A 22567-nucleotide genomic window follows, 5' to 3' on the forward strand; every position below is an offset into this window, starting at 1 on the left:
CGAAGCGTCGGAAACACAGCCCTACTGGTCTGGTTGTAGAAACCCAGACCTCAACGAAGTAGGTCTGGGTAGTTCATGATCAGACAATCTATTTGACATCCTCACCGCCCTATAAGGACGGTGATTCCCTACCAGTCAAACGCCATTGGTTTGGTTACCAAACCCCTACTGAATGTACTCTCGGTGGGTTGACAGCTCATCACACACTGCCTCATCCGAGGTCTTACACGCGCTCCCTGTCCGTTTATAGTCGTGGATATGCCCTACCCCGACTCTTTCTATATTTGTGGATGCATTATCATCCCTGTCGTGTTCTTTTCCACAGTTGACACAGACAATTGTCCTGACTGATAAGTTCAGTTTCCCCCAGCGATAACCGCATTCAGAGCATACCTGACTGGTGGGTTCCCATCGGCTAATCACCCGAAAATCCCGGTTGTGCTTATCGGCTTTAGCCTCACACAATAATCGGAACTCACGCCACCCAGCCTGACTGATTGCCCGTGCCAGTTTGCGGTTTTTCAACATCCCGGAAACGTTTAAATCCTCCAAAGCAATCACTTGGTTTTCGTTGATTACTTGGGTGGATAACTTATGTAGGAAGTCCTTGCGTTTATCCCGTATCTGGGTATTAAGCTTGGCTACCTTAACCCGCATCCGTTCACGTCGTTTACTCCCTTTTTGCCGTTTGGCTAACCGTCGCCCTTCACGCTTCAGCTTGCGGTAAAACCGTGAATAGTCTGGACTATCTACTTTCTCTCCATTGCTACAGCAGGCAAAGGTTTTTAGTCCTAAGTCTATCCCGATGGATGGGTTAGGAGCGGGTTTAATCTCCGGTTCCACCTCAACCACAAAGCTGAGGAAGTACCGACCCGCGCAATCCTTAATCACCGTGACTGAACTCGGTTCGGATGGCAAAGGACGTGACCATTTGGTCTTAACTTCCCCAATCTTTGCTAGGTAAACCTTAGCTGCTTTGACTTTGAATCCACCTCTGGTAAACCTGGCAGTTTGGCGGTTGGTTTTTCGCTTAAACCGTGGGGGATTAACCTTGGGTCCTTTGCGCTTACCAGCTCGGGACGAGAAGAAGTTCTTAAACGCTACCCCTAAGTCTGCAACCGATTGCTGGAGAGGAATAGCTGATACTTCGCCTAACCATTCCCGTTCTTCAAATTTCTTAGCTTGGGTGATACAAACCTTCTGCAGTTCACTATTTTTTGGTAACTTCTCTGACTGCTTGCACAAAGCCAAGGAATCATTCCAGACTACCCGTACACAGCCAAACAGCCGCGCCAATGACTGACGCTGACTGGGAGTGGGATAAATTCGGAACTGATACCTAGACTTCATGCTAATATGATATCATATTGATAATGCTGCTGCCCAGATGAAACAGGTATTGATTAGATGTTCTGATGCTGAGTTCAAACGGCTCAAACAATATTGCGTCCAAACTGAAAGGACGCAAAACGACGTATTGAGGGAACTAATCCGAAAACTAAAGATCGCAAGCAACGAGTCGCCCTAGAAGGGCGAGGCTTTAAACCCTTTATTTCCGGTAAAAAATTAGTTTTAATCGTTGACGATGCCATTGACAACCACAAACACACTCAAAGAATGGGCTGTTGCCGTTAATGCCTTAGAACAGGGCAAGACTATTATGTTACTTCGTAAAGGCGGCATTCGGGAAGAAAAAAATCGCTTCCAAGTCACTTACAATCCGGTTTTACTTTATCCTACCTACGAACATCAACAGCCTCATTTACTCAAACCAGACTATACCTCTCAGGTAACACCTGTCGCCTCGGGTTGGCATCCGCAAACAGTACAGATTAGCAGTTGGGCTGTCAATTATCAATTATTAATTATTCATTGATAAGTGAACCAACCCAAGCCCAGACAGCTTGGGTTGAGTTCTTTCAGTCAACTTCAATCAACACTGAACCATCAACAAGTGACAAAATTGGCTCAAAATCCGTAGCTCCACCGAGCGCGATACCCTCTTACATCAATATGAGTAAAACAGCTTGCACTGGCGAGTCCACCCCGATTTCCCCACCAGGATTCTAGGCGCTGATTGACTTGGGGTGGGGAGATCCCTTGAACCACAAAATCCACCGCATCACCAACTAAATGCCTAGATTTTGTTGCCCCTCCTGCTTTACGATTTGAGACAGGGTCACGATACCAGGAATTGATGCTAATCGGACGAGCGCCCAAATATTCTCTGACTTCTTCCATCACATGAGCCACTCTCAAAATCCCCTCAACCACCTCATTATTAACAGGAATCCTTGAACCATTCATGGTTGCTTCCGCCCAACTAAAATGTCCACCTTCAAGAACTGGATTCCCCAGATAGACTGTTCCTAATTTTGGTACGGTGATGGGACGTCCTTTATTGGGTGAAGCAATTGTAGTTTCTGGTGCTTCTGCTTTATCGCTGGGGCGGTTATTCGGTTCAGTTCCTTGAATTTCAATATGTTCTTTGAAAACGTACCAATCCGTTTGATTATTCTGTCCTAACAAAACCCCATCCGGTAAAAGGACTTTGACGTGTCCTCCATCAGAGGGTTCATCCTCGATAATTTCCAGGCGAGTACCCCCTTTTACGGTGATTTTCTCTTCGGGTTTGAGCCGAAATGATTGATCGGGTCGCGCTTTAAATACTGTATCGGATAAGATCTTGATTTTAATGCCGGTTCCCGGTTTAGGGATATCAATGATTTTTTGGGACTGGAGATAGTAAATAATAGCCGCAGCGCCAATGCTGGTGGAGGGATGCTTCAGAACAGTGGTACCCCCCCAAACCCACTCGGATTCATCTCCGGCTCCATGTCTGAATCCATTCCACAAGTCAAACCCCCACAGATAGGCTCCAAGGGTGCGCGTTCGGGCTTTGTGGAATTCCTTAGCCAGTAATAGTTCTGTCACTTTCTTCACAAATAAGTCCGGTTCGCGGAGATTCCACTCGCTGTAGTGGATAACCGCCGCAAACCACCACGGAATACCTGTCGCTTGTTCAACGGTTTCGTAGTGTTGTCGCAAATCCTTCATTCGCTCGACAATTTGCTGAACTTCGGATTCTTTTTCTTTTTGTAAGTTACAGGTCAGGAAGGCTTTTTCGTAGTTAGGCAAGAGTGTCTTGAGGCGAAAGTCCATAGTTGTGTTTAGCCCTTTTGGCACAATTTACTCTAGCTAATATTTTACTCTGCTCGAATCGAGTTTGGTACGGCTTCGGGGGTTAAACGTCTCTTTTTATCAGAGTTTCAGCGTTTTTAAGGAGTGATAAATTTATACCAATTCGCTATGATGTTGCGCCCTATTCTACCGAACTGTAGTCTCCCCTTGCTCAGGGGGAACGGCGATAGCCTGGAGGGGTGGATTCGTTGCAGGATTAAAAACGATAACACTATCACTACTCTTTTTTTAAAGCTCCTAGTCCCCACAAACAGATACCATATATCCCTAAATAAGCCCAAAGTTCTAACTCGCCACTCACTAACAACCAAGTCATCACTAAAGGGAACGTGATGGCTAGCATGATCACGGCAGTATCATAGTCTAAATTCATTGCTTTTATATGGATTCACAATGCTATTTTGGGCATTTAAATCGCTAAGACTAATGTAGCAATACTAATATAGCTTGCTATTTTCTATAAAACGAGGATAAAAAAGCTCCGAGGCTCCCGCATCCTCTGATCTCCCCCGTGCAAAAAAAGCGAAGCATCCTATGGCTTCCCCCTTAAGAAGGGGGACGGGAGGGGGATCTAAAGGGGGACGGGAGGGAGTTAATTGACCAACAGTATCCTTGAGTTCTTAGCGGTTAAAGCAATTGCTGAATTTGTTCAGGGGTAATCTGCTCAACATTGCTAAAAACTTGAGCCGCACCTGCTTTTTGTAAAGTTTGCTGGTATGCACAAAGGCGTTCGGTTGTTTCCTGAACGTGTGGCGGGAGAACACCAACACCAACCCAGGTTCTTTCTGGATGAAGAGTTTTAGCTGCCTTAACCGTGTACATATCAGCCACGGTATCTCCTACATAAATGGTGGGTAATGGTTGCTCAATCCGGTGCTGCTGCTGAAGCTGGTTAATTACCGCCAATAGTCCTGTCGGATCAGGTTTACCAGGTGCATCTTCCATCGCCACGAGTACGGGGGCTGGCAAACCGAGACGTTTTGAAAGAGCATAAAGTGCTTCATTTCGCGTCGCCCCACTGAAAAAGCCCCATAAAATACCGGCTGAGGTTAGATGTTCAAGATAGTTGGGTTGGAGGAGTAATGGTTCATGACAGATGTATCCTGTCCAATGATTTGGATCACTGCCTCGGTAGCGAGCATTAAAAAAGGCAATCAGGCTATCATAATCTAGGGCAACCTGCGATCGCGCCTGACCTCGCTGCTCAAAGTGGCGATAGATGAGTTCTCGTGAGGCATCCCAATCGTTGTTCCATAACCCTTCGGATTTGAGGTGATCAATCTCGGCTGAAGACGGGCTATACACTCCGGCGGTAAAATGCTCAACTGTATCTGCGATCGCTCTCCGGTAAGAGCCACTCACATCCCGAACGACACCATCGATATCGAAAACCACAATCGCTCGTCCCGACCCTGATTTTATCCTTGATTCTAAATTTGTCAATGTGAAATTATTGATCGTACATTAATTATAAGATACTTGATCTATTCTTGATCTATTCTTGATCTATTCTTGGAGGTTTGTTTGTCTAAATTTATCTTAAAAGTTCTCTGGTTAGAAGAGAATGTAGCACTCGCCGTCGATCAAGTCGTGGGTAAAGGAACTAGCCCACTGACATCCTACTTTTTCTGGCCCCGTAACGATGCTTGGGAACAAATCAAAAACGAACTGGAAGCTAAACATTGGATTAGCGAAGCAGATCGCATTGAGTTGCTCAACACAGCCACTGAAGTAATTAACTACTGGCAAGAAGAAGGTAAAAATCGTCCCATGAATGAAGCTCAGGCAAAATTCCCCGAAATCACCTTTACAGGTAGCGCCTAGAGCGTCGGTTCAGCCGTAGGGGTTAGTAGAGACGTTCCATGCATAGTCTCTAGTTTTCCTCACTGATGCCTCATCTGACTGAAATGATTATGCAAGGGAGCTATCCAGCCAGTTAATGTCTGGATAGCTCCTTTGTTTTTCACAGGTCATGCTCGCTTAGCATCAAACCATACCACCCGCCGCTTGAAAGCGAGCTCTTGCCCTCTTTAAAGCTTGCGTGGCTTGAATTTTCTCTTGCCGATTCTCGCTGTTTTGGACTTGCTCAAGACGCTCTTGGGCTTGAGAGAAAGCTTCCCGTGCTGCTTCCTTATCAATCGTCTCTCCCCGTTCCGCCCCATTGACGAGAATAGTTACTTCATTATTTTCAACTTCGGCAAATCCACCCATAAGTGCGATGGGTATCCAGTCTTTGGCGGGACGAACTCGCATCACCCCAATGTCCAGTGCAGATAACAGCGGGGCGTGACCCATCAAGATACCCAGTTGACCCGTCGTGCTGGGCAAAATTACTTCTTCAGCCTCAGAATCCCAGACAGTTTTGTCCGGAGCAATAACTCGAACCGTTAAGCTCATAATCTGTTAGTCGTCCTTTGTCATACTCGCGCTGCGTTAATCAAGCTACTTGACATCCGTCCTTGAAGGACAGGGAGCCTGAACCCAAATTTCCGGTCATTAGTCATTAGTCAGCAGCTTGGAGGAGCAAACATGACTAATGACTCAAAACGAAAGAAGAGATTAACCTTTCATCTTCTCAGCTTTAGCGATCACTTGATCAATATCACCGACCAGGTAGAATGCCTGTTCGGGCAGGTCATCCAATTCTCCATTCAGAATCATTTGGAATCCCTTAATCGTTTTTTCAAGAGAAACGTACTGACCGGCCAAACCGGTAAATACTTCCGCCACAAAGAAGGGTTGAGATAAGAAGCGCTCAATCTTCCGAGCCCGAGCAACCGTCTGACGGTCATCTTCTGACAATTCATCTAAGCCCAGAATCGCAATAATATCCTGGAGTTCCTTGTAGCGCTGTAGGGTTGACTGCACAGCACGCGCCGTTTTGTAATGTTCTTCACCCACGATATTGGGTTGGAGCATTGTCGAACTTGAATCCAGGGGGTCTACGGCTGGGTAGATTCCCTTTGAGGCTAAAGCACGAGATAATACCGTCGTCGCATCTAGGTGAGCGAAGGTGGTTGCTGGTGCTGGGTCGGTTAAGTCGTCGGCTGGGACATAGACGGCTTGAATCGAGGTAATTGATCCTTCTTTGGTTGAAGTAATCCGCTCTTGCAGTGCCCCCATTTCTGTAGCCAATGTGGGCTGATATCCCACAGCCGAAGGCATCCGACCGAGGAGTGCAGATACTTCTGAACCCGCTTGCACAAACCGGAAGATGTTGTCGATGAACAGTAGCACATCTTGCTTGTTGACATCACGGAAATGTTCCGCCATCGTCAGCGCCGCCAGACCAACACGCATCCGGGCACCGGGGGGTTCGTTCATCTGACCGTAAACCAGCGCCACTTTAGATTGGCTGAGGTCTTCTTCGTTGATAACCTTTGACTCTTTAAATTCGTTGTAAAGGTCATTTCCTTCGCGGGTGCGTTCGCCAACACCACCAAATACGGATACACCCCCGTGAGCTTTGGCAATATTGTTAATCAGTTCTTGAATGATAACGGTTTTACCAACACCCGCTCCACCAAACAACCCAACTTTACCTCCGCGACGGTAGGGCGCCAGCAAGTCTACAACCTTAATCCCCGTTTCAAAAATCGACGGTTTGGTTTCCAGGTCGGTGAATTTAGGAGCCGAACGGTGAATTGGCGATCGCTCTTCGGTATTGACCGGACCTAATTCATCGACAGGCTCACCTAACACATTGAAAATTCGTCCCAGGGTAGCACCGCCGACGGGAACACAAATGGCGGCACCCGTGTCTACTGCTTCCATCCCTCGAACTAAGCCGTCCGTACCACTCATGGCAACGGCTCTGACTTTGTTATCACCGAGTAACTGCTGCACTTCACAGGTTACCGCAACATCCTGTCCTGCTGCATTCTTACCTTCAATTTTCAAAGCATTGTAAATCCGGGGCATTTTGCCCCCAGGAAACTCAACATCGACAACAGGTCCGATGATTTGAGTAATAACGCCGGTGTTTGTCTTTTCTGTGGTGGCTACCATGCTTGCGTCTATAAGTGATTGATGTTTCTTTACAAAGAAAGTTGATCGGTCGTGAGCTATTCAATCAAAGCTGGCTCTTGCGAGTTTCCGCCTCAACGTTAGCCACGGGTATAAATTCCGGTTAAGCCAAACGCACTCAGGCATTCGGGGCATTCTCATCACGGTTTTAGCCATGGGCAAGGTAGTTAACCCGGGCTTCCATTGGAATGGAAATTCCCGTGCCGTTCTCTAGAGCTTAAGCGCTTAACAATACCGTTCTCTAGATTACCACTTATAGGCGATCGCAAACCCAATAGCCATTTAGGGTATGCAACTGTAATCAAATACTTACCCAAAGCTACTCATGTTTGGACTTTTTGGGTAAGTTTTAAGATGTCTGGCATGATGGCTAATCACAAACTGGCAAAAGCTATTCAGGACATGGGCTTCCATGAGTTTAAACGGCAGTTGGAGTACAAGTGCCAGTTGTATGGGTCAACCTTAATTGTGGTTGATCGATGGTATCCCTCAACCAAAACCTGCTCAAGATGCCACACCGAAAAAGACTCAATGCCCTTATCTGAGCGGGTTTTTCGGTGCGACAACTGCGGGTTGGAAATTGAGCGGGATTTCAACGCCTCCATTAATTTGGAGATAGCCGCCAGTTAGGTGGGGGAGAGCTTGTGGACTGGTTGAGTGCCGACACCACCAGGATGAAGCAGGAAGTAAGTTCCAAGGATGTCCATTTGTGGGTAGCTTTGGGTAAGTCTTATGTAACGGATTAGCTGCTCCCATTCAGTATTCCTGGGATTGAGCTTGCTGTTTGCGTCTAAGCCGTGTCAGAACGCCTACGGTTGCCACTCCCAGCAATCCGAGTACCCCCGATGGTTCTGGCACACTCTTGGGTTCCGGCTCATCCGGGGGAAATAAAGGTCCAGGATCTTCTGAGGGAAATTGGGGTTCATTAGGCGGCTCTTGAGTGGGTTGAGGTTTTATTTGTGGCGGTTTTGTCCCCAGAGACTTGCCTTTGATGAAGACAGCCGAGTCTAATATGCCATCACCCCAATCAGCTACATTAATCTTGATCGTATTTCGGCTATTTTTTATGAGCTGACCCTCAAAGGTCAAATTTTTGGTAAACCCATCCAGCTTCGTATTGATACCAGACCCTACAGGATTATAAATAAAGTCAGGGTGATACGAGGTCTCGTCGTTGGGGTCAGGCACTAAATTGTTGATCGTAACGGCTTGACCATCGCTTAACAGAGCCAAGGACTGTCCATTCAACCACATTGTAAACGAATCGTTAAAATCAGTCCCGCCAAATTCGACAAATTCTTCTGAACCAAAAACATATTGAAAAAATAACTTTTCTACGCTATCGTCAGCATCAAAGCTGAGTTCCAAAGTCATGTTATCCCCTTGCATCCCTATTGCCCTATCTTCAGGGGAGGAACCTGCCGCCGGATCTACAGGGGGAGGGCTTTGTGGCTCAAAATCTGTACTCAAGTCGCTGAGATCTCCCCCGTGAAAATCTACTCCTCCATCTTCCTCGTTTAGTCCAGGTAAGTCTGCGACTTTGCCCGTACTCAAAACGATGCCCTCACCCAGACCAAAGGGATCGTTGTTGAAAATGCCAAAGGCATCATCATTAACTCTTTGCAGATCATCGTAAACTGTTAAACCAAAGTTACTCAGTCCAGCCGTATCCCCTAGCAAAGCATTAAGTAAATCTTGGGCATTGCTATTGGGTGTGATTGTAAATGCCATCGCTGGCAGTCCACCTAAGCTCAGAATAGCCGTTGTTGCAATAGTGATCGTTGTTGTCTTGATTGGTAGAAGCCCCATTGTTTTTCCCTCCTTAAAGGAAAATAGTCGCATAGTGTTCTCACGGATTTCAAGCTCTTCGGCTTGTCTTCACAGAAATAACACATTAATGTAAACTTTTGTTAAAGATAGGGTTTAAAATAATTTTCTTGTATTCTCTATTTTACTCTGTAATACAAGTAATTGATTGATTCCCGTTCCCTTCTGATGCAAAAAGCCGTTATCATTTGTCCCGGTATTCACAATCCACAGTTGACACAAGAGTTTTTAGCGGGGTTGCAACGCTATGACTCTGGAAATGCATGGCGTGTTCAGCAATTATTAATATTTAAGAGCCAAGAGTATCCGGCTTATTCAGCTATTCATATTTTGAACTATTTGCAGCGTCATATTAGCCCAGGGAACACCTCCCTTACTTTTATCAGTTTTAGTGCCGGAGTGGTGGGGGCGATTGGTGCAGCATGGGGATGGCAGATGCTTGGGGGAACCGTGAAAGCTTTGGTAGCGTTGGATGGGTGGGGTGTGCCACTCTATGGAACCTTTCCCATTTATCGGCTGAGTCACGATTATTTTACCCACTGGAGTTCCGCCTTATTGGGGAGTGGCGGGAGTCGTTTCTATGCTGCCCCCGCCGTAGAGCATCTAAAGTTATGGGAAAAGCCGGATAATTGTCCAGGGTGGAGGGTGCAGCGAGTTAGAAATGGGGGAGAATGGCGACGTTATATGACGGCGGCTGAGTTTGTGGTGCAACTCGTGCAGGATTAGCCGTTTTCGTATTGATAATCGGTACAATTATAGCCAATCAACGCCAGAGTTGATTGGTAATAGAATGGCTGACGCTGCCTTAGGCGTCTCCAATAAGATTGAAGGAGTTTTCTATTGTAACTCATTCACCGGAAACGATCCAGGTTTAACGACAATCATTTTCGTTTTCCCCTGACGATTCACTTCAATATCGAGATTCGCCCCCACCTCACTCGCTTCTACTTCCTCTTGTACATCCGAAGCCGTTTTAATCGGTTTTCCACCAACTTTTTGAATAATATCGCCCGGTTCAAGACCCGCTTGTTGAGCTGGGGAATTGGGAACGACGCGGACGATTAAGACGCCTTGATCTTGAGTCACCTTTAAACCAGCATCTTGATCCTGATTAATTTCTTTGCGTAACTCGGGGGTTAATGTTACCATCTGAATTCCCAGATAAGGATGGTCAACCCGACCTTTTTCAAAAAGCTGTTCAGCAATGCGTTGAGCGGTTTCAATGGGAATGGCAAAGCCCAATCCTTGAGCATTGGCGCGAATGGCAGTATTAATGCCAATAACTTCACCACTGGCATTTAATAGCGGTCCTCCAGAATTCCCTGGATTAATTGCGGCATCAGTTTGGATAAAGCTTACTCGTTTTTCGGGAACACCAACCTGAGAACTCGATCGCCCCAAAGCGCTAATAATGCCTACGGTTACGGTATTATCTAAACCCAGAGGATTACCGATCGCAATTGCCCACTCGCCAGGAATCAACTGTTCGGCTTTACCCAAGCGGACGGTTGGCAAATTCTCTGCCTCAATTTTAATAATCGCCACATCGGTTACCGGGTCTGCACCCAACACCCGACCCTCTAACGTCCGCCCATCCTTGAGCGTAACCTTGACGATATCCGCCCCGTCGATAACATGAGCATTGGTAATAATTCGCCCATCCGACTCCAGAATAAAACCCGATCCCGTTCCTCGTTCTACGCGAGGTTCAGGAACAGGCATCTCATTGCCAAAAAAGCGGCGGAAGAAGGGATTTCTAAAGGCTTCGGGAACGTCTTGGCTGACCTGACGCGCCGCATCAATTCTCACCACCGCAGGTCCTACTTGCTCGACGGCTTGGGCAATAAAATTGAGATTGGCAGGAGCCGAACGATTGGTGCGTCGAGTTGGGGATAAGGGTTCCAATACCGCAGGCATCGCTTCTGGAGGATTGAGTCCTTGAGGCTGAGCCATAAGGTAGCGACTGCCCAAAACCCCTGCTCCACCGCCTAAGCCTAGCAAGGTCAGATAAACGGTTAGCTGCTTTAAAGATAAACTCATGGTCTTGAAAACTATGGGATAGTTTTTGCAGGGGTTGACAAGCGCGATCGCAACTCGCCAATTGCGCTGAGTTGCTGCCTTTAATTGTACAACCTTCCTTTTAAGAGTGCCTCTGCTTCCCCTGCTTCCTAATCTTCTACTCTGGAGAGAGCATCGATGAATGATGATGCTGTCGCAGCGGAATTTCAATCACAAACTCACTGCCTTGCCCCGGTTCAGAATTACACTGAAGATATCCCCCATGTTTTTCCACGACAATCTGATAGCTAATCGATAACCCCAAACCCGTGCCTTTTCCTACAGGTTTAGTGGTGAAAAACGGATCGAATAGACGTTGACGCACAATCTCAGTCATCCCAGCTCCATTATCCGCAATCCGAACCACCACCCATTTATTCACCAACAATGATTTTGCCTGGGATTTAGGACGCTTCACGTCTTTAATGGCGGTCTGAATCACAATCGTGGGATAAGGACTAGAGGATTGTCCATCAGACAACTGGGCTTGAGCATTTAAGCGTCTCAACTCTTCGAGGGCATCAATGGCATTACTCAGCAGATTCATAAAGACTTGGTTGAGTTGCCCCGGATAACATTCCACCAAGGGTAAATCCCCGTATTCCTTCACCAATTGCACTTCAACCAGACCGGGCGTCGCTTTGAGCTGATTTTGTAGAATCAACAACGTATTATCCAGTCCCTCGTGCAAATCCACCGATTTCATCTCGGCTTGATCCAAGCGGGAGAAATTCCGCAACGACAGCACCAAGTTGCGAATGCGATCGGCACCTAGTTTCATGGAGTTTATTAGTTTAGGCAGGTCAGTTTTGACAAACTCCAAGTCAATGTCTTGGGTGGTTTCTTGAATTTCGGGTACAGGCTGGGGATAGTGCTGCTCATAGAGTTCCAGCAGCCCCATCACATCCTGAACGTACTGAGAAGCGTAAGCGATATTGCCGTAAATAAAATTAATCGGATTATTAATTTCGTGAGCCACACCAGCAACCAGTTGTCCTAAAGACGACATTTTTTCAGTCTGAATCAACTGACTTTGATAAGAATGCAGTTGCTGGATCATCCGCTTGAGTTCGCGGGTTTGTTTTTTTAATTGGGCTTCACTTTGCCGCAGAGCTGTTTCTACCCGCTGGCGTTCGAGAATATCCTGCTGAAGCTGGACATTAGCTTGAGTGAGCTGTGCTGTGCGCTGTTCAACTTGAATTTTCAATTGATCATGGGACTTTTGCAGGGCTAAGTCCGCTCGCTGGCGCTCCCCAATTTCATGGCGCAGTCGTTCATTCGTCTGGGCTAATTCAGAGGTTCTTTCCTCCACCGCCTGTTGCAGTAGTTCGATTACTCCATACATTTCCACCGGGTTAAGTACTTGCAGCAGGCTGGTTTGGGAAACGATTCCCACTAATTCTCCCTGATTTGAGCGAACCACCAACCGTCGCACCCGATGCTGCTGCATTTTTTCGTGGGCTAGCCACAAGGAATCCGAGGGACACAGACAAAATAGCGGCGTACTCATCGCCTCTTGAGCCTTCAGGCGCGATAAATCCAGTTCTAGTGCCTGAAACTGGACAATATCGCGTTCAGTGACAATTCCCACAGGAATTAGGGACTGAGAATGAAGCATTGGGCATGGACAAACTTGAGTCAAAGGAACAGAACGTCCGGTTTGGCTGAGGGCGGCTTGTTCCTGATACTGAATTTCTGGAACTCTGAGTTGAGTAATCACCACGCAACTAACCTGATGCTCTGTCATTAGCTGTGCTAACTGTAGCACCGATGTGGTCACGGGTACATGAATCACCGCTGTGGTCATGACATCTTGTACACAGCGTAATCGCGTCAGTAGATTCACCGGTTGCAGCGCTTTGCGAATACTCTCATGAGTCACAATTCCCATAGGTTGCCCTTGCTCATTGACAATCGGCAGGTGACGAATCCGATGCTGGCGTAAGAGTCCCAATGCGGTAAAGATATCGTGAGACGGTGACGGTTGCAGCGTAATCGCGGGTTGAGTCATGGTTTGGGCAATATTGACTCGGCTTAAGGGAAGACCCGCAGCCGCTAACTTAACGATATCGCGCTCGGTGAATATTCCCACCAGTCGCCCTCCCTCCATCACCAATACACAACCCGCCGCCGTATCAGCGATACCAAAAGCTGTATCTTCTTCCTGAGATAAACATGAAATTTTTGGGAGATTTCCTAGGCTTTGACTAATGTCAGTTGCTAACGCCTGGGTGGGTAACCGGCAACTGCGAAATCGACTCATGAGCGCCAAGACATCCCCCAGAGGGGTATCTGGTGCGACGGTCAAAAAATGAGCATCAATTGCTGGTTCTAGCGCTAAGGAATGAAAAGGCAGACCACTCGGCTGCATGAGCAATGTCTCTGGGGTGATGATTGGCGTAGTTGGATAGAGTTACGGCGATGGGAAGTGAACACTAACGATTAGACAGAGCTTGACAATTTGGCTTGGTTATGGTATATGCTGTTTTATAGCTATGGCAGCTATTCGCCTGCCAAGGAGGAGCTTACATTGGGAACTATAGAAATATGAGAGTTGCACCCTAGAAATCTGTAGAACTTCAATCACTCGGTTTTACAGGCAATTTTACGCTGTGGCTTGACCTGTTGCTGCCTATTTTTTTTAAGGTTGTAATAAATCATTACATTCACACTAACCTCTCCCTGGTATAAATACCAGGGATTTTCAACAGATACTGGATCAATCAAGATTGAGACGATTTACCCAATGTTCCCTTGCCAAAGAATTTCGGCGGTTCATTTAAGGTGTATACCTGAGTGGCAGAAGCGATCGCCTGACGGATATAGGCAGGGGTTTGTAACACTCCTAATAACCCTACGCCGTCGATTAGGCGCAAGCCCCCGGTTGTGTTTTCTTGCAGGCGTTGGTCAACAGTGGCAGGTAGGGGTTGAGTATCAATGGCTTGGAGAGAGGCGATCACAAATCCCCACGGCTCACCGTAGGTGGGGGTGTAGCAACAATAGGAATGTACATTGGGAAAAACGGTGTTTAGGGTGTGAACTAGGCGACCATGGGCTTTGACGGAGACAGGTCCAACGGGTCCGGCTTGTAGGACTAAAAACCCATCAGGTGTTAAAACTCGCTGGACTTTCTCAAAAAACTCTTTGGTAAAAAGTTTATAGGATGGTCCTTCTTCAATCGGATCAGACAGATCGGATATGATAATATCCCACTGTTGCTCCAGGTTGTCTAACACCTCTAGAGCATCACCAATCACCAATTGAGTCCGAGGATCATCAAAGGCATTTTGGTGCATTTCCGGCAGGTGTTGTCGGCAAGCATCCACAACCTCACCATCAATATCCACCATCATCACCCGCTCAACTGTTTTCCAGCGCAGGATTTCGCGCACCGTTGCTCCTTCACCCCCTCCCAAGACGAGAACATGGCGTGGATTAGGGTGATTGATCATCACAGGCTGAACCAAGGCTTCATGGTAAATAAACTCATCGCCCGTACAGGACTGCCATTTGCCATCTAAAACTAAGCCTTTGCCATAAGCTCCTGTTTCAACAATATACATCTCCTGATAGGCGGTTTTCTTGTAAGCCAAAACCTTGGTAATCCCATGAACATACATATCCCAAGGTGTGATATACTCACTTATCCACAAATCAGCACCAACATGACTGCCAGCCATATAGCCCCCTCCTTCCTAGGTTATACCGATCGTCATTATTGCAGAAATAGCCAACAGACAACAGGTAACGGGAACATCCCAGTTTGACATCGTAGCCGATGATCTAAGCTGAATCGAACAAGGTGAGAATTTGGTTAAATAGAGGTTCATGAGCGCGAGTTTGTAAAATGGCGCGAGCTAATTCAATAAACTTATGATCTCGTTGGTTGTTATACTCAATCAATTTACTGGCTGGATGAAACGTCAGATCATCAGCTTCTAATTCGTTAGTACTTCCCGTTTGTAAACCCGAAAACCTCGGTCTCCAGGATATGGATTTACCCCGCAAGGTAAATTGAAACCACTCAATTTGGTCGTGGCGAAGTTCAACCACTACGTCGAAATAAGGCTCGCCTCCTTGATACCAAACTTTGGTAATTCCCTCTTTCGCTGGGCTTAATATCCCTGGATCGATCTGTCTGAGGGAAGCCCCTAATCGTTTAATTTCATCTTGATCCATCTGCGTCACGAATTTGGGTCTCAGCTCCCTGGTATATCCCCATAAAGGTAAGCTGATCGCTAAAACTATATACTGGATACGCCCATATCGCCAATGACTCCGGATTTCTAGGTGGAGAGAGGAAATTTGCCGCCACCTATCAAGTGATTGATGTTGAACCTTTACGATGCCCTCTGATTCAATCCTTGCTGACGTTTGAGGAATAGGATCAGCGCGATCGCTAACAGACCCATGACCATGCCAGGTTCGGACACGCTGACGGAATTAGGATTGTTTGGCTGAGGGAGCTGTTCTTTTCCGTCTTCCACCTTCCGATCAAAACTCGTGATTTCACTGGGAGTTTTTGCCATCGACCAAGCATAGCCATCCACAACACTCACCACCGATGGAGCTAATGCTGCCTTTGTTGCCAGTCGCTGCAAGACCTCTGGGAGTTCTGTAGACACACCCCCCCCCACTATCTTGAATAGCTTTTAACGTCCCATCATCATAAGCGGGTGGCAACGCGCCCAGATGCACCATCCATAACGGTGCAGGCATGTCTAGCCCATCTTTACTGTCCTCGGTTGACACTCCCCGGTCTAAAGACACGGGGATTCTGCTGACAGAGTAGACTGCGGCAAAGCCCACAATCTCACTCTCGCTACGGTCGTCAAACACCGTCTACCCAGTCGGTTTAGATCTATTTCTAACTTTCTGGCTACTTTTCTTAAAATATTAGCACTGCCATTCAAGTCGGCATTTACAATTGAACCATCGCTACTACGATACAAACCGCGCTTTATTCGTCTTCCTGATGCTTTCCAACTGTCTGGTTTTTTACCAAACTTAGGTAGGGAGTCTCCATCTAGGTAGCTGGCTTTACTCGTGTAAGCTTCTTCTGTTACTTCTAAGCGAATGCCGTAAATCTCACACAATTGCTGCAATCGGTCTTTAAACTTACCCAAGGGCATTTGAACAAATTTTTGGTTGTTCAACCTACCCATATTGGCGTTTTCCTTAAACCCTTCGTTCCACCCCAGAACAATCGTGCTTATGCCGTATTTAAGGCAGTGATTGATAATTAACCTTGCCCCTAGGCTTTTTGTTTTTAGCCATAATTTGGCTTGGTTGTTGCTGTCTCTATTTTCATCGACAATGGTAACAACAGTCAATCGGGAAATAAATGCGAAAAAATTCATACGAGTACAGGCACGACAACCACGCTATCGGATTGTGCGTGGTTCACCTGGTCTGGATACCTAAGCGACGCAAGAAAGTGCTACCATCCAAGATTCGTGATAGAATATTTGAGATATTCAGCGAATTAGCCACAGAAAAAGGTTGGCACATTAGAGCGCTTGAAGTCGCGGGGTTTCCCGCAGCGGAGGAGTTTTGATGAGCCGAAAAATTTCTGTACCCTCACTCACGTACAGCGACTAAACAAATCAGCCAGAATCTGATTAGAAAACAAAAACCCGTCTGGATCACTTAATCTCAGCCGCCCAGTCATCGGTAGTTTCTGGGCATTGTGCCAATCCCAGGCTTTTCCATCTCGTTCTACAACTTCTACCCAACCTTGCTGGTAGTAGGGCTGCAAAGTTGTCCCAATCTGTTCGAGAGTCTTCTCGCCAAACTGCTGCACCAGTGTAGATAGACTCACACCTTCTGCCAAGCGTAGTCCTAGCATCAGAGTTTCTAACAAAATATCCACGTCCGAGAGTTCTGGACTTTCCCAGATCCCATTCGCTTCAATGAACTGTTGCACCCAAGTATAATACTCTCGCCGAGTGCGGGGGCGAGTAAACCGCCGCCCCTGGACATAACTCGCCGCCCCCATACCAAACCCATAAAAAGGATGGTTTTCCCAATACACCCGATTATGTCGGCATTGGTGAGTGGGTAAAGCATAGTTGGATATCTCATAATGTTCATACCCGGCATCAGTGAGGAGCGTCTGGGCAAGGCGGTACATTTGAGCGGTTGTCTCGTCAGTCGGTAAGGGAGAAATGCCGGGGCTGTACTGTCGTCCAAAGGCGGTGACGGGTTCTATAGTCAGGTCATAGCATGAGATATGGGTAGGGGTAAGCTGAATGGCGGATCTCAAGGATTCCTGCCACTGTTCTAAGGTTTGAGTGGGCAATCCAGAAATCAAATCTAAACTCCAGTCGGGAACCTCTACTTGGCGGAGCAACTCGACAGCGGTAAAGATATGATTAAGCTGGTGCGATCGCCCACAAATGCCCAATAGTTCATCTTGAAAGGCTTGAACTCCTAAGCTAACTCGATTCACGCCAGCATCCCGGTATCCTTTGATCTGGGACAGGTCGAATGTGCCTGGGTCCATTTCCAAGGAAATCTCCGCATCGGTAGCTATGCCAAACTGCTGTGCTAAGGTATCCAGAATGCGGCTTAACTGTTGAGTCGATAACAGAGAGGGGGTGCCACCGCCAAAGAAAATGGTTGATAGAGAACAAGTCGAGGCTGGTGTTGTTTGGATTTCCTGAGTCAATACCTCAACATATTCCTCAATCGTGCCGGACGTGCTACCCGTGGCTTTATCGCCGACTACGGATACAGGAAAGTCACAGTAGTAGCAGCGACGGCGGCAGAAGGGAATGTGGATGTAGGCAGAACGAGGAATTCCCATCTCTATGACTTTCTCAGATTTGTTTAAAAAATTTAACACATTTTTCCGGAATTCGGGGAGCAATTCTTAAAGTTTGATTAACAAGTCAGTAGGTCAATGGAAATCAACCCAACTCTATCACGTTCTGTAAATACACCTTAAACCCTGACATAAGACGTAGCCTGCTTCTTGATGAGCGAGTATGACAAATGAATTGTTATTTCAAGATAGTTTTAGAACAAGTCTTGAGCCATCAACTAAAGCAGGGCTAAGTAGGTGGGTAGAAATAAACTCAACTTTATTACGTTATGTAAATTTGTCTCAAATTCTTGCCAATGAAAAATGACGCTCCTGACCGTTCACCTTGATTTTGCCGCCTGCCGAGAACAGTATTCTCTTATACGAATATACGAAAAACTGAAGATTTGAGCTAAGCCGATAGGCATAGGAAAACAAAATGAAGTGAAAGATATAATAAATGAGATTAACCTCTATGATTATAAATCTCGAATAGTATTGGAAGATTTGTCAGATAAACCACTTGGATTGGAACCATGCTTGATTTTGTCATTATTCTTTTATTCATCCTAGGAGGAGCCGGTGTAGGGTTCGACACTGTTGAATTGCTGCCGCCCTCCGTGCAGGAACAGATCACGAATCTGGAAGCGCTGCGCTGGATTTTAGCCAGTTTTACCGCCATTATCGGTTTTGCGGTTGGGTTAACCGTGCAGGTGACCTATCGTCGTTTGGAAAAGCAGGTGCGCCAACTGCCAATTGAGGTAATTTTAACCCGGGCAGTCGGTTTGGTATTGGGGCTGCTGTTAGCGAATTTAATGCTAGCACCGATTTTCTTACTGCCTTTTCCCTCTGAGTTTGCCTTTATCAAGCCCCTAGCGGCAATTTTGGGCAGTGTGATGTTTGCCTTTCTGGGAATCAGTTTGGCAGATACCCACGGTCGGACTTTTTTGCGACTGATTAATCCGAACAGCTTGGACACGATATTGGTGGCAGAAGGGACGCTCAAAGCGGCAGCGAGTAAGGTACTGGACACAAGCTGTATTATTGATGGTCGCATTGAGGAACTGTTGAATACAGGGTTTGTCGAGGGTCAAATCCTGATCCCCCAGTTTGTGTTGCAAGAGTTGCAGCAGCTCGCTGATGCAGCGAATGATCAAAAGCGGATTCGGGGACGACGCGGTTTGGATATTCTCAAGGCAATGCAAACGGCTTATCCGGAACGCCTGATTATTCACCCGGCTGATTATTATGAGGATATTCAGACGGTGGATGCCAAATTGGTGCGGTTTACTCAGGACATTAATGGCACGCTTTTGACCAATGACTACAATTTGAGTAAAGTGGCTAATTTGCAAAAGGTCCCCGTACTCAATGTCAATGACTTGGCTCACGCGATGCGTCCGATTTATCTACCGGGTGATAGTCTGGAACTGAAAATCCTCAAGGAGGGGAAAGAACCCTCTCAAGGCGTGGGTTACCTAGATGATGGCACGATGGTGGTTGTAGAAGAAGGACGTAACCACCTCGGCGCTGAAATGCGGGTTGTGGTGACCTCTGCTTTACAGACTTCTGCCGGACGGATGATTTTTGCTCGTCCTCAAGCTTCTGTGGCGGCGTGAAGCCATGAATCGGCTGCGGTTGAGGTGGCTTATACTTCTGGAAACGGTGCTGGAAAATCAGCATCGTTTTTGATCAGTTGTCTAACTAATCTCTAGGAAGGAACACTGCTGTGTAAGAATGGTTTAGGATTGTCAGAGAAATTTCTGGCAAGATGTAGGCTGTTTAAGAGAAAACGAGCTTTTTATGAAAGTTGGCGATCGCGTTCGAGTTAAGACATCTGTTATTGTTTACCACAATCCTGCCCACCGCAATGAGCCGTTTGATATCAAGGGTACGGAAGGCGAAGTCATTGCTATCGTTACGGAATGGCAAGGGCGACCAGTGAGCGCTAACTTACCGATTCAGGTCAAATTTGATAAAAAGTTTCGCGGTCACTTCCGGGAAGATGAGTTAGAAGTGGTATGAATGTTCAGTTCTTCTCAACAAAATCAGTCAGTTGCTCGGTGAAAATACCTATCCTAGTCAGCTTTTTTGTTGACGGTTAACGGCGTATTATTATTCATTTGAATCATTAGCGACGGCGACAGAACCACCTAAACAGGTTGATGTCGCCTTGCATTTTTTGGAGTTCTTGTTGGTGGCGTTTGGCGGTTTGGCGATACCATTGGCAGTAGGACTGGAATTCTTGGCGATACTGGGTTTCTCGGTGGAACTCGTAGGTGAGTTGGTAGGTGGCAAAAATATCCGCAGCAGGTGGAGGAGTGGGGACAATTTGGCGGAATTCCTCTGACATGGGGATTAGGGGGTATTGGGTTGGGTTTTGCACAAGTCAAATCGCCCACGGCGTTTAGTTTAGGGTACTCTATATCCGGCTGAGCGTCCAAGCCGCGATCGCTCACTGTCTTTTCTGATGATGTAATGTCTTTTTGGCTAAGCGGTAATTGTCACAGGATAAAGAACGCTGTTGCTTCAAATCGTGAGTGATAAATCCTAAAATTTAAACATTCTTTTACGAGTCAAGCTGTCACTTTGGCTTATAAGCTATCGAACGTATATCGAGATCAACAACAACCATTCCTCCTCGATTTTTCTCTACTTGACGCCATACTGCGTAGCCCCTAAGAATGGCTTTTTCCCAATCACCGAGCGAACATTGATCAATTTCTAGGTGAGAAGTCATATTTTTAACAGTCTTGAGAAGTTGGTAATCAAGTGCTGAAACGCCTTCCAAGAAATTATGATCCTTGGCATAGCTGAAAATAAGTGCTGATATACCCTCTTCAATTGCCTTAGCACGACCACCGTCTTCAACCTCATCAACTTTAGGATTGCTTTTACGTTTACATCCAAGTAGTTGACGAGTAACCGGAGACCAACCTAAAACCCCAGCATAGGTGAGGTGGAAAACATCGTGAAAGCGGTAACCATCATTTGCATAGGAGTTATCGGTGAGGTTATTTCCAATCTGTTTTCCGTTGACCAATGCTTTCGTTCTCACTGAGTTATCTTTGCTCTCCTCAGTAATCTCTACCGCAAACCGCCGTGGCAAACGTTCGTGTTCTGGAAAATCACTGTCAAATATATGCCCTATAGTTTTAACACCTATCTGTTCTGAATCTCTCCATCCCCAACGGTCAAGACACTTTTTTAGATTGCCTTCTGCAATTTCCCCTAAATCAAGATCAAACTTGCTTGCTACGTTGGCAACATACCAAAGTAAATCCCCCAATTCTTCTGAAACACTCTCTTTGAATAGTTTGTGAGCATCTCCGTCACGGAGATATTTCTTGTATTCAGTGAGAATTGTACCTGCTTCACCGACCAAACCAAGCAGGGGTACGATTATTCCATTTCCACTATTGCTAGGAATCTGATCGCTCTTCAGCGCTTGTTCTTGATACTTGCGAAACTCCATTATTCACTCCTTGCAATTCTATCTGACTTAGATTGGGTAGTAGCTTTGGTTATTCTGGATTCTCTTATAACCTTGTTGATTCCCCACTTGGGCGGATACCAGTAATCAATTGGTTCTCTACGAGCTAAATACTTTTGCTTTATACGAGTTCGACCTGATATTCCGGAAATTTCCGGATGCCTAATCCGTGAATATTTATCAACCTCGCAAAATAGATTTTGGCAATCAATTAACTGTAATTGTCGTCCAAAGAGGTACTGAAAATCAAGACCTAATCGCTCGAACTCAGATTCTTGAATGTCCGCCATGAACTTGATTATTTCTGGCTCATTTAGACCACCCAGATCTGCAAAACATTTCCGAATACCATCAAGCGCACCCGGACCAGGAACTACGAAACTCATTTCATCGAAATTCGTAATTTCGCTGTAATTGACATCTGTTATAAACTGGTATGCCAGAAAGTCACCGATAGTAGGATATTCACGCAAGAGGTCAAATCCTCTGTGCATATTTGCTGCATCTGTGAGTTTCTTTGGCAGTTCATCAGCCATCATCCGCTCAATCAACTTGAGATGGTTACGGTGCTTTCTGGTATGCCCCAGTATTTTTCCTCCTGACGGCATGATGTAAGCTGCTGAATAGATGCGTTGACTGTTTTCTATGGCTTCGGTAAGAATTTTGTCATAGCGTTTAAAAGAATAGTCTGCGTAGATAATATTGCCAAGCTTATTTTCTAAAAGTTGCCATGTTTCAATCTTATTGAAAATTTTAAACAGAATGATTCTGAAAAATACTTCCTCTGGAGTTGGAGGGAGATCGTCGCGGTAGATAACATGACGGATCAGGTACTGGCTGGTGCGATCTGATGCTCGGTAGGCATTTGTGAATTTGAAGGTAGAAAGGATTGGATCGTTAGTCCAAGGCATTGGTTTTCCCACCAACTTTTTGAAAAAAATATTCTGTCTTTCTGCGGCGAAACGCCAGTAGGTATCAAAAACCACGGTGGGTTTTGCAGGCAGAATGTGGGAGTATGCAGCAATATCTATACTGTCATTTATTTTGGGTTTACCATAGTTACCTAAGTCAAGACTTAGTTGTTCATCAATAGGTTTGTTTTGGCGATCGCTTTTCAATTGTCCCCGCGTTGGTTGTTTGGCTGCCATACTATGTTC

21 protein-coding genes and 4 pseudogenes are annotated in these 22567 nt (G+C 46.2%); 8 read left to right on the forward strand and 17 right to left on the reverse strand.

Going from position 1 to position 22567, the window contains the following annotated elements; genetic code table 11:
• Window positions 1-165: 165 nt before the first annotated feature.
• Window positions 166-1350: an RNA-guided endonuclease InsQ/TnpB family protein gene (locus ACLGGO_RS26975; protein WP_446421600.1), complete on the reverse strand. Its 1185-nt coding sequence runs from the start codon at window positions 1348-1350 to the stop codon at window positions 166-168.
• A gap of 235 nt (window positions 1351-1585) precedes the next feature.
• Between ACLGGO_RS26975 and ACLGGO_RS26980 the strand changes: the two are divergent.
• Window positions 1586-1846, forward strand: a pseudogene (locus ACLGGO_RS26980) (DUF1802 family protein); the annotation flags it as partial.
• A 122-nt stretch (window positions 1847-1968) separates the two neighbouring features.
• Here the strand turns inward: ACLGGO_RS26980 and ACLGGO_RS26985 are convergent.
• The 3 genes from ACLGGO_RS26985 to ACLGGO_RS26995 form a co-directional block, all read right to left on the reverse strand.
• Window positions 1969-3162 (reverse strand): D-Ala-D-Ala carboxypeptidase family metallohydrolase, encoded by a 1194-nt coding sequence (locus ACLGGO_RS26985; RefSeq protein ID WP_446338300.1) that lies wholly within the window; start codon window positions 3160-3162, stop codon window positions 1969-1971.
• A gap of 256 nt (window positions 3163-3418) precedes the next feature.
• Complete coding sequence (locus ACLGGO_RS26990) at window positions 3419-3574, reverse strand: hypothetical protein (RefSeq protein ID WP_006103253.1); 156 nt, start codon at window positions 3572-3574, stop codon at window positions 3419-3421.
• A 254-nt stretch (window positions 3575-3828) separates the two neighbouring features.
• A complete protein-coding gene (locus ACLGGO_RS26995) occupies window positions 3829-4644 on the reverse strand; it encodes a TIGR01548 family HAD-type hydrolase (protein ID WP_446421601.1) in 816 nt (271 codons plus the stop codon).
• A gap of 81 nt (window positions 4645-4725) precedes the next feature.
• Here ACLGGO_RS26995 and ACLGGO_RS27000 point away from each other — a divergent pair, with 81 nt between their 5' ends.
• On the forward strand, window positions 4726-5025 hold the full coding sequence (locus ACLGGO_RS27000) for a 30S ribosomal protein PSRP-3 (RefSeq protein ID WP_446338302.1): 300 nt from the start codon (window positions 4726-4728) through the stop codon (window positions 5023-5025).
• A 162-nt stretch (window positions 5026-5187) separates the two neighbouring features.
• On the opposite strand, the gene atpC is transcribed toward ACLGGO_RS27000, so the two are convergent.
• Together atpC and atpD are read right to left on the reverse strand one after the other, a co-directional pair.
• Window positions 5188-5598, reverse strand: a complete 411-nt coding sequence (atpC, locus tag ACLGGO_RS27005) for an ATP synthase F1 subunit epsilon (protein WP_446421602.1) — start codon at window positions 5596-5598, stop codon at window positions 5188-5190.
• Between the two features lie 162 nt (window positions 5599-5760).
• On the reverse strand, window positions 5761-7209 hold the full coding sequence (gene atpD, locus ACLGGO_RS27010; protein ID WP_446421603.1) for a F0F1 ATP synthase subunit beta: 1449 nt from the start codon (window positions 7207-7209) through the stop codon (window positions 5761-5763).
• Between the two features lie 372 nt (window positions 7210-7581).
• On the opposite strand from atpD, the pseudogene ACLGGO_RS27015 reads away from it, so the two are divergent.
• Window positions 7582-7857, forward strand: a pseudogene (locus ACLGGO_RS27015) (RNA-guided endonuclease InsQ/TnpB family protein); the annotation flags it as partial.
• Window positions 7858-7983: 126 nt separating this feature from the next.
• Here ACLGGO_RS27015 and ACLGGO_RS27020 read toward each other — a convergent pair.
• Window positions 7984-9036: a choice-of-anchor L domain-containing protein gene (locus tag ACLGGO_RS27020; protein WP_446421604.1), complete on the reverse strand. Its 1053-nt coding sequence runs from the start codon at window positions 9034-9036 to the stop codon at window positions 7984-7986.
• A 186-nt stretch (window positions 9037-9222) separates the two neighbouring features.
• On the opposite strand from ACLGGO_RS27020, the gene ACLGGO_RS27025 reads away from it, so the two are divergent.
• On the forward strand, window positions 9223-9780 hold the full coding sequence (locus tag ACLGGO_RS27025) for a hypothetical protein (RefSeq protein WP_446421605.1): 558 nt from the start codon (window positions 9223-9225) through the stop codon (window positions 9778-9780).
• Between the two features lie 111 nt (window positions 9781-9891).
• On the opposite strand, the gene ACLGGO_RS27030 is transcribed toward ACLGGO_RS27025, so the two are convergent.
• From ACLGGO_RS27030 to ACLGGO_RS27055, 6 genes and pseudogenes are all read right to left on the reverse strand, one after another.
• Window positions 9892-11094 (reverse strand): HhoA/HhoB/HtrA family serine endopeptidase, encoded by a 1203-nt coding sequence (locus ACLGGO_RS27030; protein ID WP_446421606.1) that lies wholly within the window; start codon window positions 11092-11094, stop codon window positions 9892-9894.
• A 136-nt stretch (window positions 11095-11230) separates the two neighbouring features.
• Entirely contained in the window at window positions 11231-13483 is a 2253-nt protein-coding gene (locus ACLGGO_RS27035; protein WP_446421607.1) for a CBS domain-containing protein, read from the reverse strand.
• 352 nt (window positions 13484-13835) lie between these two features.
• On the reverse strand, window positions 13836-14792 hold the full coding sequence (locus ACLGGO_RS27040; protein ID WP_446338309.1) for a fused MFS/spermidine synthase: 957 nt from the start codon (window positions 14790-14792) through the stop codon (window positions 13836-13838).
• 103 nt (window positions 14793-14895) lie between these two features.
• Window positions 14896-15291: a hypothetical protein gene (locus ACLGGO_RS27045; protein ID WP_446338310.1), complete on the reverse strand. Its 396-nt coding sequence runs from the start codon at window positions 15289-15291 to the stop codon at window positions 14896-14898.
• Window positions 15292-15452: 161 nt separating this feature from the next.
• Window positions 15453-15737: a hypothetical protein gene (locus ACLGGO_RS27050; RefSeq protein ID WP_446421608.1), complete on the reverse strand. Its 285-nt coding sequence runs from the start codon at window positions 15735-15737 to the stop codon at window positions 15453-15455.
• A gap of 135 nt (window positions 15738-15872) precedes the next feature.
• Window positions 15873-16364: pseudogene (locus tag ACLGGO_RS27055) on the reverse strand (IS200/IS605 family accessory protein TnpB-related protein); the annotation flags it as partial.
• Between the two features lie 92 nt (window positions 16365-16456).
• Between ACLGGO_RS27055 and ACLGGO_RS27060 the strand changes: the two are divergent.
• A pseudogene (locus tag ACLGGO_RS27060) lies at window positions 16457-16642 on the forward strand (transposase); the annotation flags it as partial.
• A 54-nt stretch (window positions 16643-16696) separates the two neighbouring features.
• On the opposite strand, the gene hemW reads toward ACLGGO_RS27060, so the two are convergent.
• Entirely contained in the window at window positions 16697-17920 is a 1224-nt protein-coding gene (hemW, locus tag ACLGGO_RS27065; RefSeq protein ID WP_446421609.1) for a radical SAM family heme chaperone HemW, read from the reverse strand.
• Window positions 17921-18101: 181 nt separating this feature from the next.
• Here hemW and ACLGGO_RS27070 point away from each other — a divergent pair, with 181 nt between their 5' ends.
• From ACLGGO_RS27070 to ACLGGO_RS27080, 3 genes are all read left to right on the forward strand, one after another.
• Complete coding sequence (locus tag ACLGGO_RS27070; RefSeq protein ID WP_446421610.1) at window positions 18102-18245, forward strand: hypothetical protein; 144 nt, start codon at window positions 18102-18104, stop codon at window positions 18243-18245.
• 208 nt (window positions 18246-18453) lie between these two features.
• The gene (locus ACLGGO_RS27075; RefSeq protein WP_446421611.1) at window positions 18454-19536 is read left to right on the forward strand and encodes a PIN domain-containing protein; all 1083 of its coding nucleotides are present in this window, start codon (window positions 18454-18456) and stop codon (window positions 19534-19536) included.
• 184 nt (window positions 19537-19720) lie between these two features.
• Window positions 19721-19942: a ferredoxin-thioredoxin reductase variable chain gene (locus ACLGGO_RS27080; protein ID WP_446338315.1), complete on the forward strand. Its 222-nt coding sequence runs from the start codon at window positions 19721-19723 to the stop codon at window positions 19940-19942.
• A gap of 106 nt (window positions 19943-20048) precedes the next feature.
• On the opposite strand, the gene ACLGGO_RS27085 is transcribed toward ACLGGO_RS27080, so the two are convergent.
• From ACLGGO_RS27085 to ACLGGO_RS27095, 3 genes are all read right to left on the reverse strand, one after another.
• Complete coding sequence (locus ACLGGO_RS27085) at window positions 20049-20270, reverse strand: hypothetical protein (RefSeq protein WP_446338316.1); 222 nt, start codon at window positions 20268-20270, stop codon at window positions 20049-20051.
• A gap of 231 nt (window positions 20271-20501) precedes the next feature.
• Window positions 20502-21392, reverse strand: a complete 891-nt coding sequence (locus ACLGGO_RS27090) for a nucleoside triphosphate pyrophosphohydrolase family protein (protein WP_446421612.1) — start codon at window positions 21390-21392, stop codon at window positions 20502-20504.
• Window positions 21392-22558, reverse strand: a complete 1167-nt coding sequence (locus ACLGGO_RS27095; RefSeq protein ID WP_446421613.1) for a nucleotide kinase domain-containing protein — start codon at window positions 22556-22558, stop codon at window positions 21392-21394. Before ACLGGO_RS27095 ends, ACLGGO_RS27090 begins: the two co-directional genes overlap by 1 nt.
• Window positions 22559-22567: the final 9 nt, after the last annotated feature.

Origin of the sequence: Coleofasciculus sp. (assembly GCF_046565525.1) — a bacterium.
GTDB lineage: Bacteria > Cyanobacteriota > Cyanobacteriia > Cyanobacteriales > Coleofasciculaceae > Coleofasciculus.